This is a genomic window from Saprospiraceae bacterium (assembly GCA_016714025.1).
GTDB lineage: Bacteria > Bacteroidota > Bacteroidia > Chitinophagales > Saprospiraceae > Vicinibacter.
In genome coordinates this window covers 2484998-2498729 of sequence record JADJOB010000002.1, presented here as the reverse complement: position 1 = coordinate 2498729, position 13732 = coordinate 2484998, and the positions used below count along the sequence as shown (strand labels likewise).

13 protein-coding genes are annotated in these 13732 nt (G+C 35.7%); 6 read left to right on the top strand and 7 right to left on the bottom strand.

What is annotated here, in order from left to right; all coding sequences use genetic code 11:
* Position 1 precedes the first annotated feature (1 nt).
* Positions 2-682, bottom strand: a complete 681-nt coding sequence (locus IPJ80_13245; protein ID MBK7914449.1) for a metal-dependent hydrolase — start codon at positions 680-682, stop codon at positions 2-4.
* A gap of 85 nt (positions 683-767) precedes the next feature.
* On the opposite strand from IPJ80_13245, the gene IPJ80_13240 reads away from it, so the two are divergent.
* Together IPJ80_13240 and IPJ80_13235 are read left to right on the top strand one after the other, a co-directional pair.
* Positions 768-1304, top strand: a complete 537-nt coding sequence (locus IPJ80_13240) for an NAD(P)H-dependent oxidoreductase (GenBank protein MBK7914448.1) — start codon at positions 768-770, stop codon at positions 1302-1304.
* Complete coding sequence (locus IPJ80_13235) at positions 1258-2892, top strand: ABC transporter substrate-binding protein (GenBank protein ID MBK7914447.1); 1635 nt, start codon at positions 1258-1260, stop codon at positions 2890-2892. The genes IPJ80_13240 and IPJ80_13235 overlap by 47 nt, the downstream gene beginning before the upstream one ends.
* Positions 2893-2931: 39 nt before the next feature.
* On the opposite strand, the gene IPJ80_13230 is transcribed toward IPJ80_13235, so the two are convergent.
* Positions 2932-4644: a redoxin domain-containing protein gene (locus tag IPJ80_13230; protein MBK7914446.1), complete on the bottom strand. Its 1713-nt coding sequence runs from the start codon at positions 4642-4644 to the stop codon at positions 2932-2934.
* Positions 4645-4692: 48 nt separating this feature from the next.
* Between IPJ80_13230 and lipB the strand changes: the two genes are divergently transcribed.
* From lipB to IPJ80_13215, 3 genes are read left to right on the top strand one after another with little or no spacing between them, the layout of a single operon-like run.
* The gene (gene lipB, locus IPJ80_13225; protein MBK7914445.1) at positions 4693-5397 is read left to right on the top strand and encodes a lipoyl(octanoyl) transferase LipB; all 705 of its coding nucleotides are present in this window, start codon (positions 4693-4695) and stop codon (positions 5395-5397) included.
* A complete protein-coding gene (locus IPJ80_13220; protein MBK7914444.1) occupies positions 5394-5915 on the top strand; it encodes an acyl-CoA thioesterase in 522 nt (173 codons plus the stop codon). The genes lipB and IPJ80_13220 overlap by 4 nt, the downstream gene beginning before the upstream one ends.
* Positions 5916-5924: 9 nt before the next feature.
* Positions 5925-8486: a T9SS type A sorting domain-containing protein gene (locus IPJ80_13215; protein MBK7914443.1), complete on the top strand. Its 2562-nt coding sequence runs from the start codon at positions 5925-5927 to the stop codon at positions 8484-8486.
* Positions 8487-8617: 131 nt separating this feature from the next.
* Here IPJ80_13215 and IPJ80_13210 read toward each other — a convergent pair whose 3' ends face one another.
* From IPJ80_13210 to IPJ80_13190, 5 genes are all read right to left on the bottom strand, one after another.
* Positions 8618-9394, bottom strand: a complete 777-nt coding sequence (locus IPJ80_13210; protein MBK7914442.1) for an SDR family NAD(P)-dependent oxidoreductase — start codon at positions 9392-9394, stop codon at positions 8618-8620.
* Positions 9391-10713, bottom strand: coding sequence for a TlpA family protein disulfide reductase (locus IPJ80_13205; protein MBK7914441.1), 1323 nt, complete (start codon positions 10711-10713; stop codon positions 9391-9393). The genes IPJ80_13210 and IPJ80_13205 overlap by 4 nt, the downstream gene beginning before the upstream one ends.
* Positions 10710-11249, bottom strand: coding sequence for a hypothetical protein (locus tag IPJ80_13200; GenBank protein MBK7914440.1), 540 nt, complete (start codon positions 11247-11249; stop codon positions 10710-10712). Before IPJ80_13200 ends, IPJ80_13205 begins: the two co-directional genes overlap by 4 nt.
* A 122-nt stretch (positions 11250-11371) precedes the next feature.
* Positions 11372-12049, bottom strand: coding sequence for a tRNA (5-methylaminomethyl-2-thiouridine)(34)-methyltransferase MnmD (mnmD, locus tag IPJ80_13195; GenBank protein ID MBK7914439.1), 678 nt, complete (start codon positions 12047-12049; stop codon positions 11372-11374).
* Between the two features lie 58 nt (positions 12050-12107).
* Entirely contained in the window at positions 12108-12275 is a 168-nt protein-coding gene (locus IPJ80_13190) for a hypothetical protein (protein ID MBK7914438.1), read from the bottom strand.
* 102 nt (positions 12276-12377) lie between these two features.
* Here IPJ80_13190 and IPJ80_13185 point away from each other — a divergent pair, with 102 nt between their 5' ends.
* Complete coding sequence (locus tag IPJ80_13185) at positions 12378-13712, top strand: peptidoglycan synthetase (protein ID MBK7914437.1); 1335 nt, start codon at positions 12378-12380, stop codon at positions 13710-13712.
* Positions 13713-13732 lie beyond the last annotated feature (20 nt).

The following is a 13732-nucleotide window of genomic DNA, read 5'->3' as shown; positions in this document are numbered from 1 at the left end:
CTTAAATTTGAACCGGTTGATTGATAGCGGGCAATACTAATTTTTTATTTTTTACAGCAAAAGCCTGGATTGCTTTTTCATGATTTATTGCAATTACTGGAAAAGAATCAAAATGACAACCTATGATTTTATCACACTGTAAAAATTCTGCAGCTAAAACTGCATCTTCGTAACCCATTGTAAAATTATCACCGATTGGCAGGATTGCAAATTCAAGCGGTGGACACATCATTGGAATTAATTTCATATCAAGTGTAAGTGCCGTATCCCCTGCAAAATAAAAACAATATTCAGTATCATAAACAACAAATCCAGCAGGATTGGCCCCATAAGTGCCATCTGGCAACATACTGGAATGAATGGCGTTTACCATTTTGACGGTTCCAAAATCAAAATTTCGCTTCCCGCCCGTATTCATGTGATATCCTCTTAAACCTTGATTTTCTAACCATGAAACAACCTCGAAAGTCCCTATTACAGCAGCATTTGATGAAAGGCCAATTGCAATGGCATCCCCAATATGATCTCCGTGCCCATGGCTTAAAAAAATGTAATCAGGCTTAATCTCTTGAATATCAATGTCTTTAGCCAATGGATTGCCTGCAATAAAAGGATCAAACAAGAGTTTTTTCCCTTTGACTTCAATTAAAAAACAGGAATGGCCGTAATAGTGAATTTTCATTTTAGGAAGTTTCCGCAAACCTACGTCAAATTATCAGGGATTTTAAATTCATGAACTATTGTATTGCACACTCGTTAATCTAATTATGTCCATTTTAGTGATTTCAGGAACCAACCGAAAAGGAAGTGCCACGTTAGAAATAAGTAAAAAATTATGCGGGATTATGACAAAAATGCATGTGGAGCACCGTTTTGTTAATTTGGAAGACTTTACTGAATTATTATCAAAACAAGCTCCTTATAAATCTCTTGAAAATGACTCTGAATTGGTTAATTTTCAGGATTCCATATTAATTCCTTCTGAAAAATTCATTTTTGTCATTCCTGAATACAATGGCAGTTTTCCAGGTTTTTTGAAATGGTGGATTGATACATTTAGTATCCGAAAAGCAGCAGAAAGCTATAAGTTTAAGAAAGCAGCTTTTATTGGTGTCTCAGATGGAATTAATGGCAATGTCCGGGGAATTGATCATTTTATGGCTGTTTGCAGGTATTTAAAGATGGTAATATATCCTGGATTTGTTTATTTCCCAAGTATAGTTAAAGTATTGGATCTTTGGGATGAAAATCCAAAAAATGCAAACAGGCTTGAAAAATTTATTGAAGAATTCAGTGCATTTTAAAGTAGGCATTTTTCTGGTATTTCTATCATTCGTTGCTTGTGAACAACAATCAAAAAAAATAGCGACGGCTGTTTTTCATTACAATCAAGTAAATTACATAAACTCACTGGATCCGGCTTTCGCTAAAACACAAAACAACATTTGGGCCGTGGATCACTTGTTTAACCAATTGGTAGATTTGGATGATTCCATGAAATTAAAACCTGAATTAGCAAAATCATGGAAAATTTCTGATGACGGTCTCCATTATTTATTTACCTTAAGGCAAGATGTTTTTTTTATTGAAGATAGTTGTTTTAAGAATAGAGTAAACAGACAGGTAACTGCATTTGATGTAGTCTTTAGTTTCAATAGATTATTGGACCCAAATTTAAGTTCTCCGGGATCATGGATATTTAAAGACAAATTAGATACCATACAAGGAATTGAAGCAATCAACGATAGCATCTTGTCGATTCGATTGAAATCACCGTTTGCACCATTTCTTAAGTTGCTCACAATGCAATATTGCAGTGTTATTCCACCAGAAGCCCAATCGTATTATGGAAAGAATTTATATAAAAATCCTGTTGGAACCGGCCCCTTTCGATTAATTAAATGGTTGGATCGAAAGGGATTGTTTATGGCTTCAAATCCTGGCTATTTTGAATCGGATTCATTTAAATTAAATGGCATTCGGATTAGTTTTATGGAAGATCGAAATACGGCCTATCTGGAATTTCTTAAAAATGAAATTGATTTTTTTTCAGGATTACAATCTGCTTATGCATTTCAATTGGTAGATAAAACAGGCAATCTTCGAGATGATACTAAAAGTAAATTGCAATTATTAAAAGGCGATTTTTTAAATACGGAATACCTAGGTTTTAATTTTGAGCTAATTAATAAAAATCATCCACTTTCGGACAAACGAGTGCGGCAAGCTTTGAATTATGCCATTGATCGTAAGTCCATGATTCAATTATTAAAATTTGGTATTGGTACACCTGCAACCAGCGGATTTATTCCAAAGGGATTGCCTTCTTATGACCCTAAAGTAGTCATAGGTTTTCAATACGATCCGGAAAAGGCTAAACGGTTACTAAATGAAGCAGGTTATTCCAATAAAAAGAATTTTCCTGAATTGGTCATACATACTAATAAGGATTATGTGGATTTAATTACCTATGTCGCAAAGCAATGGGAAGAAGTTGGAATACCTGTTCGAATTGAACTGGCTGAAACAGCTACATTAAGAGAAAAAATGAGACTTTCAGAATATCAGATATTCAGGGCATCCTGGATTGCTGATTATCCAGATGAAGAATCATTTCTTACTGTGTTCTACAGCAAAAACCCTGCACCACCAAATTACACAAGATTTAAGAATCTTGCTTATGACAGACTTTATGAAAAAGCGATTCAGGAAACGGATGAAAATAACCGATTAAAGTATTATCAGGAAATGGATAAGATATTAATTGATGAGGCGCCAGTTATATTTTTATTTTATGATCAAACCGCCTGGTTCGTTCAAAATCATATTAAAAATTTAAACCCGAATCCAATCAACTTATTAAAATTAAATGGGGTAGAAGAAGAACAATAAATTTCTTTTTCTATAATTGAAAATTATACAAAACGTTTTTTAGTATTTCAAAAATCGTTTTGTAATCTTTGCACCATTTTGCATTTGGATCGAAATAAAATAAATACCTGCTTGCACAAAGGGTAATGAAATAATTTCTTGTTTTACAGGCACCTTTAATGTTGCTGATTTTAAACAGTTCCCATTTAAATTTAACAATGTATATCCAAGAATATGTTCGTTTGAACTGATTGTAAGTTCGCTTAATTGATTGTAATACAATTCTACATTGGTACCAGGTAAAGCAGTATGGACATAGTTTACAGTTACAAGATCTGTAAATTCACTAAAGTCATTAAATATAAATTCATACCTAAATCCTCCAGTGTGACTGGGTTTCAAACGATCGACATTTTTTGTAATAATTGAAAACCAAGGTTCATATGCAGGCATGAGCGTAGAACGTGTTTGGGAATTCCATAAAAAGCGAATGGCTCCGGGACCAATTTTCGTATTTGATTTAAATTGCTCAGGTTTCAACAAGTAGGAGGGGAGACAATTAATTAGATTGCCGTCTTTACCAGAAACTTCAAACTGAAAACTAGTAAGATTATAGTCCTTTTCTGCAAAAAAACGATGTTCATAAGTTCCATCGGCCAATCGGTTAGATTCAACTAAAAAATCCACTTGAAGGCTTGCCCGGATTTCCAGATTCTCATTTTGAAATAAATTGGCTCCTGATACATCTCCAAATTTACCAACTCCAAATTCATTAATCGCAGCACCACTTACTAGATCATCCAATAAAACCCGATCCGTAATCGGACCCGATTTTGCTTTAGGATTATGAACAATTTCAAATGTTTTATTGAGTTTTGAAAATCCTGTAGTTACACCAAGAATAAGTTTTCTGATTTCAGAAACATCGGCTGCAGTAATTGTACTGGAAGCATTTACATCTGCAACAGCACGTTGCAGATTATTTAATTGCTGCAATCCGAGGATGTGTCTTTGAATATGCACGATATCAGCTGTGGTAACACCGTTGAGTGGGTCGTCAGTCTGATTCATCTGAGGGATAACATAAAACCCATCTGTAATTGACGGCAAAGCAAATTCACAATTGTATATGCCTGTTTTTACTTCATGGGCTGGATTTCCATTTAGAAGATCCACTAAATAATAGGTTTCAGGTTTAATTGCTGTAACAGTTTTGACTGAAAAAGCCTTGGTACATCCGCCTCCTGAATGACTCACCCGAAGCCCTCTGGCGATTGCAGTATCCAAGGGGCTTTGGTCACCAATAGATACATTCACATTGTAATTGACTTCACCATCCGGTGAAATCACCACAAATGTCGGGGTTCCATACCATGGGCCAAAAGATCCTGAGGTATAGGGGTCTCTGGCTGCTTGCGAACCCCCATCAGTACCAACCCCCGGAAATGTGAGCCCTTTGCCATTCTGATACCCTTTAATCAGTGCATTATTGTCCCCTTTCATGGTGCTGATTTCAAAAAACTGGACTCTTCCATTCCCAGCACCCCATCTAACATAAGCAGATTGAACGTACGGAGCAATTGAAGCACATGGAGGACATCCAACAAAGAAGAACTTTATTACAACTACTTTGTCCTTATTAAGATAATCTTCATATAATTTATGAACCTTATTGTTGTGATCGGTAACTGCAAAATCAGGTGCTTTTTTTGCAGCTGCAAACAATGGAATTAAAACGAGAATTATAGCTTTAAACAGTAAATTCGCTCTCATAATAAGAAATTTAATCAAAAATACTACTACTTGCCTGATAATCAAAATATTTTAACAAATTTAAGCCATGCATTAAGGGTTATTGATTTAGGTCTTTCTGAATATGATTATACCTGGAAATATCAAACCGAACTTCATGAAAAACTAATATTTATTAAACGAAATCAGCCTGAAACCTTCCCGGGCCACAGTTTGGTGCTTTGTGAACATCCACATGTATTTACCTTGGGTAAATCTGGAGATGAATCCAACTTATTGCAGGCAGAACATGAAATGGATGCAATTCAGGCTAAATTTTATAGGATTAACAGAGGGGGAGACATCACCTACCACGGCCCAGGTCAGTTGGTAGCCTACCCAATCCTTGATTTGGACTATTTATTTACGGATGTCCATAAATTTGTCAGATTACTCGAACAAACGGTCATGGATGTCCTTTCGGAATTTGGAGTAAAATCCTGTCGAATTGATGGACTAACCGGTGTTTGGATTGTTGAACCTGATAAAAAACCCCGTAAAATTTGTGCAATAGGCGTTCATCTAAGTCGATGGGTCAGTTTGCATGGACTTGCTTTTAATATCAATACGGATTTAAATTATTTTAATTACATAATACCTTGTGGCATTGATCCACAACAAAAAGAAGTCACTTCATTATCACGTGAATTAGGACGTATTGTCCAACTTGAAGAAGTTAAAGTCATATTTATCCATTACTTTGTCAAGCATTTTAATCTTAATATAATTTCATGATAGAACAAACTAAAACGGTAAAAGAATCTCTTACAGAAATGAACGAATTGGTCTTACCCAACGATACAAATGTATTGGGAAATTTGATGGGCGGTAACTTAATGAGATGGATGGATATCGCTTCAGCTATTTGTGCTGCAAAACATTGCGAAGCTCATGTTGTAACTGTTTCAGTAGATCATTTAACATTTCAGGAGCCTATAAAATTAGGGGATGTTGTGAATATTAAAGCAAGCGTCACCAGGGCATTCAATACTTCAGTTGAAGTTTTTCTTGAAGTGTTTACACGAGGTGTTTTACAAAATCATGCACATAAGTCCAATCAGGCTTTTTTTACCTTTGTTGCATTGGATGAACGGACCATGAAACCAAAATCTATTCCGACAGTGATTCCAGAAACTGAACTCGAACAAAAATTATATGAAGAAGCTGGCGTTCGCAGGGAATTTAGATTGGTCGTAAGTGGCCGAATTAAACCTTCTGAAGCAACTCAATCCAAAGATTTTTTAAATCAATAAATGCAACTAATGCGATATTATATAATTATCCTTTTAGGAATTGTCTTATTAGGTAATTCCTGTACTCAAAAGCAAGTGAATGAAATGAATGCACAACCTGCAGAAACGATTCCACCAGATGATCTGTATTTTCTGGATAAGGTTGGTGAAGCCACTCCATCGTTTTTGGCTGCGAGGGAACAAGAAATTGAATTTCTTAAAAATTCTATTCATCTCAACAGGTCTGCTCCTGTTTTAATTCCTGGAAATTGGACCACGCAAGGCCCCGGCAATCTGGGAGGCCGCATCAACACGATCGCGATGAATCCCCAAAATGAAAATATTATTTTCGTTGGATTTTCTCACGGGGGTGCTTACAGAACTTTAGATGGTGGAAAAAATTGGACTCCAATTTTTGACCAAGAATCAAACTTATATATCGGCAGTATAGAAATAGATCCAGTAAATCCAAATACTATTTATATCGGTACAGGAGATCCAAACGGTGGATTCTATTGTGGACAAGGAAATGGAATCTATAAAAGCATTGACAATGGTAAAACCTGGATCCATCTTGGCTTGAGTGAAACCAGAATTATTTCAAAAGTTATTGTTGACTATAAAAATCCTCAAACGATTTTTGCTGCATCTCTAGGATACAGTTATCAAAAAAATGAACACCGAGGAATTTATAAATCTTCCGACGGTGGCCAAAATTGGATTAAAGTACTTTATACAAACGATTCTAGCGGTATTACAGATTTAGTAATGCATCCGAATGATCCTCAAACCTTGTTTGCTGTTAGCTGGAATAAATTGGGCTTAAATAATAGAGGCGTTGTATCCGGACCAGACGGTCAAATATTCAAATCAGTAAATGGAGGTCAATCATGGAAAAAACTAACTTCCGGTTTACCTTCCGATAGTTTAAATGGTCGTATCGCTCTTGCAATTTCGAAAAGCAACCCAAATATTTTATATGCACGCTACATTAGAACATACCGATGCGACAATTCAGTAACCAATAATCTATTTGCTATTTATAAATCAACGGATACGGGTGAAAATTGGACTGAACTTCCATCTCTAGCACCATCTTCCGGACTTGAATGCGGGGATACCGGAGGATTTGGATGGTATTTTCAGAACATTGCTGTTGCACCTGATGATCCAAATGCATTGTATATTATGGCAATTGAATTGTTTTATTCTGACGACGGTGGAATTAATTGGATTATTCCCACACCAAGAAATGGATCCGTGGATGTACATGCAGACAAACATGCAATGGCTTTTTATAAAAATGGGGATTATTTATTGGGAACAGATGGAGGCTTGTATAAATACATTAAAGCAACAAATACCTGGATTGATCTAGAGGATATTCCTACGAATCAAATCTACCGGGTTGGCTACAATTTACACGAGCAAGACTTATATTATGGTGGATTGCAAGACAACGGCACCACTTCAGGAAATAAATTTAATCTTGGTAATTGGGACAGGATTTATGGTGGAGATGGATTTCAAATGGCATTTGGCAAAGAAGATCCTACCATATTTTATGCAGAATATCAAAATGGTGCGTTGCAACAATATTATCATGGCGACTGGAGAGGTTTTACCAGAGGCTTAGGCGGAAATAAAAATTGGGATTTCCCATACATGATCAGTCGATTTAATTCACAAAAACTCATTGCCGGATCAAGTCAAATTTATGTTAACCCAATAGATACCATTGCCGCATGGACAGCAATCAGTCCAAATTTGGTATCCGTTGCTCGGTATCCTTCGAGGTCCAGTCCCAGTATTACCACCTTAGATCAATCTCCCATTGATAGCAACATAATAATTGCTGGCACCGTGAACGGAAACGTATGGATGACGAAGCAATTTGACAAAGGATGGACAAATGTATCTAGCAATTTACCCGCTGCCTATATTACTTCCGTAAAAACATCGTATCTAAATACAAATACATTTTATGCAAGCTTGAGTGGTCACCGGGGCAATAATTTTAATGCATATGTTTATAAATCGACAAACAATGGCTTGAGTTGGAGTAGCATACAAGGTGATTTGCCAAATTTACCCGTGTATGATTTCTTGGTGTATCCTGATAATAAAGATTCAATTCTTTTTGTTGGAAATCACATTGGAGTATATGCAAGTGTGGATGCTGGCAATACCTGGTTGCGGGTAGGGGACAACATGCCTTATATTGAAGTCTATGATTTAGAAATTAACGAGTCAGAGCAAACTTTAATAGCTGGTACGTTTGGTAAATCAATCATGAGTTTTCCATTAGAAAATATTTTAAGGACCCTTGTTAAAACAAAGGATGATTTACCTGCTTTGTCTATTTCAATAATGCCAAATCCAGCTAGCAATAAAATAACAATTTCAAATACCAACTTACTCACCGCTATGCAAATTAATATATGCAATCAATTTGGACAATCCGTGTGGCTTGGTGTAAAATCAAAGGAAGGCGATTTGACTATTGATATTTCATCATTTAATAAAGGAATTTACTTTATTAGTTACCGTGGCAATAAACAGGTGGGCAGTTCAAGCTTTGTTAAAATATAAATCCTATTAAAATTTAAGGATTTCCAATTTTAGATAATAGATGAAATAATTTTAACCTTGCCTTTCATACAAATGGAATTTGAAAGAACATGCGTTTAAAATCGATAGTTTGCTAGGGTGTATTTAAGTTTCTAAACATCAAATGTTCTGCCATTGCGAACTATTAATGTAGAAGAAGCTTGTTGAGTTCCCATCATAAGGACATCCTGTATGTTGACATGCGCTGGTCTGCTTGCAATAAAATAAATTGTTTCTGCAACATCTTCAGCCTTTAACGGATTGAAATCATTATATATCTTGGATCGTTCAATATCTCCGTCAAAACGGTTTAAGGCAAACTCTGTTTCTTCAACATGTCCTGGCGCAACTTGACTTACACGGATTCCAAATGAAACTAAATCTTGTCTGATGGCTTTTGTCAATGCATCTACAGCAAATTTGCTTGCACAATAAACATTGCCTTTTGGATAAACTTCTTTTCCAGCAGTTGAGCAAATATTAATTATATGTCCTGATTTACGGTTCACCATTTCAGCCGATACCAATTTTGTGATATACAACAACCCTTTAATATTTGTATCCAGCATGGTCTCCCAATCCTCAAGCTTTCCTTCATGTATATAATCCAATCCTTTGGCTAATCCTGCATTATTAATCAACACATCTATTGGGTCCATTTCTTGAGGCAATGAGTTTAATGCCTGTTCACATTCAGTAAAGGATCTGATATCAAATGAAAGAATATGGATTTCTAAAGAATTATTATTTAGTATTTCTTCCTTTAATGCTTTGAGACGTTCTATTCTGCGGCCACAAAGGATAAGATTTTGAACGCCAGCCTTCGCAAATACCTGCGCACAAGCTTTACCTATACCAGAACTGGCTCCTGTAATTAATACGGTCTTCATTTTTGATTAAGTAAAAATTCGATGGTTTCATGAAATTCCTTTTTATAATTTTCAAATTGAGACGTAGCAGGACCATCAAACCCGGTATGAATCTTATAAATATAATTTCGTTTGTCGATAAATAAAGTTGTTGGAAAAGCAAAAATACCATTCAAATTACCCAAAACATTGGCTGCAGTATCTCTATTTGCAATACCACCATATGCAATTGGATATTTTAGTTTCAAACTTTTACTGTATGAAGCAATCCGATTCATAACTTTTTGCGGATCTCCTTTTCTTTCAAAAGCTAATCCTACAAATTTCAAATTTTCTTGTGGAAAGTTGTTTATATATTTATTTATAAATTCAGATTCGTCTCTGCAATTTGGACACCAGGAACCTAATACCTGAACCACTTTAACTTTATCTTTGTACGCTTCATCATTAAAATTTATCCATTGAGAATCGGGAGTCATAAATTTAAATTTAAACTCCTTTTCAGGAATTTTTGCAAAACTGATTGAATCTCCACTTCGTAAACGAGGTGATGTAGTTTTGTGTGCAACCCAATTTGCATAATAATGTTTTCCTGAATAGAATTTTCCTGTTAAGCTATCACCTTCCATTATTGCATTAAATAAAAAAGCATGGGAACCATCAAAACAAGATAACATCAATTTAGTAGAATCAATTTCCCCTTGTAAAAACCGAAAATCACCGGTTTCGGTTCTAAAGGTTCCCTTAACCTTAGTTCCAGTCTGTTCGAATTCTCCAATAGCTGCAAATGAATCGCCTGTTGTATCTGTAAACATGACTTGGTAAGTGCCGCCGATGTTTATTGAAACGGGATTTGGCAGTTTTTTAAATCGATGCACTTGACCATAATGCGCTTCAAAAGGCATAAAATAATTGGGTTTGTCAAGTACAACAAAATATCCACGTAATTTATCTTCTTGAAAAACACCTTTTAGACATGCATCATATGGAGCAAGATTGATTCGAAATGTATCATCACCTGTTTTTGGATCTCTTCCAATTTCAATCTGGTTAAATATAATTTGCTCATCTGCATTCTTTACAACCATTTGCAATTGATGCAATGAATCCTCTTTGATTTCAAAATTAAAAGGGATAAACAAAGACTTTTCTTCATACGCAACATCTCTGGAAATAACTTCTTTCCTTCCTTCCGTTACAATGACATTGCTGTATTCATTGATATAGATTAAGCCTCTCCAATTCCCGGGTGGTAAGCTCGTATGTTGGTTTGGAATTGAAATACAAGATGAAATAAAAATGCAGCACCCCAGGCAGTAAAGACAACTTACAAGATTCATTCTTTGTCTCCTTTTTCGCCTACAAACTGATGCTCTTTATGTCTAAATAATACATTAAAGGTTGTGAGGCTACCATAGATTCTGGTAATATATTGTTGAAGATTCACTTTTTCTTCATCGGTGAGTAAACTGCTATTAATACGTTGTTCCATTACCCTTAAACGGTCTCTGAGCATTACGATTTTATGAAAAAACTGATCAATTGGAATTTCTTTCTCTTTTAATCCAACTTCTCCCGGCTTTAATATCATTAAGCCTCCTTTCCATTTATCTCCCAGTGGTGTGATTTCAGAAACATCAGACCATGCGCGAAGGATTCTGGATAATGATTTTTCTGCTTCTGTAAACGTAATTGCCTCAGTTGGCTCTATTCGATCAACAATTTCCCATTGATGATAATCTTTTCCAACCAATTTAATTCCAAATTGCATAAAACAAACCTGGTAAGCTGCAACATCTATGGTTATTACAACGCCATCTCCAAATGCCGGGTGCTTAACACGAGAACCAACTCCTAAAATCGAATCTAAACTCATAAAGTATATTTTGTACAAAACTATTAATAACAAAGCGAATTTCATAAAATTCGTTTTGTATCGCATTATAACATCATATGCATTGCAATGCGTTCTAAAAATAATATTTAAAAAAACAAGAACTACAATTTAATCGCCCGGCTTATTTCCCGTTTTCCGGGAGGCCCGGGCAGTGATTCGAGTCCGAATCCAATTTGCTTTAGCAATCGCTTGACGGAGCCTTTTGCACAATAAGTACATAAAATACCACCTGGTTTCATCATGCTATAAATCTTTTGCAGTGAATTTATATCCCACAATTCTGGCTGTACTTCAGGACCAAAAGCATCAAAAAACACTAAATCATAAACATTAATTTCATCCGGAACATAGGCATTCCAATCTGATTTAATTTTATGTAAACTAAAACCATGACTTAATTGCATGGTTTGGTTCCAGTCCTGTTGATGAATCAAAAAAAAGGAATCGGAATAGGGAAGGAGCAAAGGATGTTTTGGATAATCCAATTGGGAAACCAAGTCATTTTCCAGAATATGGGAATCAATTGCTGTGTATGCGATAGAAATAGCATGCTTATGGCCAAATATAAAACTCAAGAATGTATTTAATCCGGTTCCAAAACCGAATTCAAATATTCGAATCGGTTCCAATGAATTTTGAAATTGGCTTAATCCTGAATTGATATAAACATGATTGCTTTCAGTGAGAGCCCCATGTACAGAATGGAAACTGGCATTCAAGAACGAGTCTATTACAGATGAACTGCCATCGTTTGTTTGAATTACACGTCGTTCTCCCATTACAATAAAAAAACCAGCCTTAAACTAAGACTGGTTCTTGTATTTTTCTACCTACTACTTAGAAAAATGCAACAACAAACTCTACTATGCCGGTCAAATGATTGATCCCGGTTTTTAAAGCGGAAAAGTCATATGGGCATCCATAACCTCTATTACATGAAGTCAGGGAAAGCATAGCTAATCCGGCTAAGCACAGAATGATGTTTGATTTTTTTTGAATTTTCATGTTAACCAGTTTAGAAATGATGGAATACTTCCAAAACGGATAGCAAAGATAGAATATTTTACAAAATTAAATTATGTTTACATCATATTATAAATTTCTTTAATGTCAAGAATCCATTTAATTGCCATCGGAGGCAGTGTTATGCATAATCTAGCATTGGCATTGCATGATTTAGGACATCAGGTATCTGGAAGCGATGATCAAATATACGAACCTGCCCTTTCAAGATTGACCGATGCGGGAATTATGCCCTCTGAGGAGGGATGGCAGGAGTCAAAAATTAGTCCTGAAATCGACCTTGTTATCCTCGGAATGCATGCTAAAGCTGATAATCCTGAATTAATCCGAAGCTTACAATTAGGGATCCCTGTCCAATCGTTCCCACAATATGTTGGCGGTTTGTTTAAAGAAAAGAAGCAAATTGTGATTTCTGGAAGTCATGGTAAAACCACAACCACGGCGATGCTCATGCATGTTTTTAAACAACTCAACATTCCCTTCGACTATTTGGTGGGTGCTCAATTAGAAGGATTTCATAAGATGGTCTCCATTTCAGATGCACCGTTTGCAATTGTGGAAGGGGATGAATACTTAAGTTCCTGTTTAGACAAACGATCTAAATTTGATCATTTTAATCCCTATATTCAGGTAGTTACTGGGATTTCATGGGACCATTTCAATGTATTTCCTACGCTTGATTCCTACTTAAATACGTTTATAAACCGTATCCAAACTTTGAATGAAAATGCACACCTGGTCTATTGCAAAACAGATCCTGCTTTAAATAAAATAGTAATGGATTCCTCATTGATTGCTACAAATCATCCTTATCAGGCTTGCGATTTTAAACAAATTGGAACCCAGGTGTCAATATCAATTGCAGGAAATTGGTACCCTTTATTAATTTTTGGCAATCACAATCTTGAAAATATACAGGCAGTATTGACCTGTTGTCAAATACTTGAACTGGATATGGATCAAGTTGGCCATGCACTCCAAAGTTTTAAAGGAGCTTCTAAACGTATGGAATTATTGAGTAACCAAAAAGGCCAGCTCCGATACCGCGATTTTGCACATGCTCCTTCAAAAGTCAGAGCAGCTTCCAATGCACTCAGACGCCATTTTAATACTCAAAAGATTCTAGCCGTTGTTGAATTGCATACCTATAGCAGTTTATCAAAAGATTTTTTGCCGCAATACGATCAAGCATTAAATGAAATGGATCAAGCTATAATCTATTTTGATCATAAGGCATTAGAAATTAAGAACAAAGAAGCCTTGGATCCAGAATTTATTAAACAATCTTTTGGCAATGAGTCAATTCTGATATGCACTACCAGTTCCAGCTTGGAACAAACCATTCATGCCATTCAATCTGAATTTGACGTGATTGTCTTTATGGGCAGCGGAAATTTTGGTGGAATTGATTTGGTTTAAATGGATATCCGGCTGGTGCC

Coding starts and splice junctions, on each gene's coding strand:
- IPJ80_13185 (MBK7914437.1), top strand. CDS start 12,378: ATGTCAAGAATCCATTTAATTGCCATCGGAGGCAGTGTTATGCATAAT.
- IPJ80_13245 (MBK7914449.1), bottom strand. CDS start 682: ATGAAAATTCACTATTACGGCCATTCCTGTTTTTTAATTGAAGTCAAA.
- IPJ80_13200 (MBK7914440.1), bottom strand. CDS start 11,249: ATGAGTTTAGATTCGATTTTAGGAGTTGGTTCTCGTGTTAAGCACCCG.
- IPJ80_13240 (MBK7914448.1), top strand. CDS start 768: ATGTCCATTTTAGTGATTTCAGGAACCAACCGAAAAGGAAGTGCCACG.
- IPJ80_13215 (MBK7914443.1), top strand. CDS start 5,925: ATGCGATATTATATAATTATCCTTTTAGGAATTGTCTTATTAGGTAAT.
- IPJ80_13235 (MBK7914447.1), top strand. CDS start 1,258: ATGCAAACAGGCTTGAAAAATTTATTGAAGAATTCAGTGCATTTTAAA.
- IPJ80_13210 (MBK7914442.1), bottom strand. CDS start 9,394: ATGAAGACCGTATTAATTACAGGAGCCAGTTCTGGTATAGGTAAAGCT.
- mnmD (MBK7914439.1), bottom strand. CDS start 12,049: ATGGGAGAACGACGTGTAATTCAAACAAACGATGGCAGTTCATCTGTA.
- IPJ80_13220 (MBK7914444.1), top strand. CDS start 5,394: ATGATAGAACAAACTAAAACGGTAAAAGAATCTCTTACAGAAATGAAC.
- IPJ80_13205 (MBK7914441.1), bottom strand. CDS start 10,713: ATGAATCTTGTAAGTTGTCTTTACTGCCTGGGGTGCTGCATTTTTATT.
- IPJ80_13190 (MBK7914438.1), bottom strand. CDS start 12,275: ATGAAAATTCAAAAAAAATCAAACATCATTCTGTGCTTAGCCGGATTA.
- IPJ80_13230 (MBK7914446.1), bottom strand. CDS start 4,644: ATGAGAGCGAATTTACTGTTTAAAGCTATAATTCTCGTTTTAATTCCA.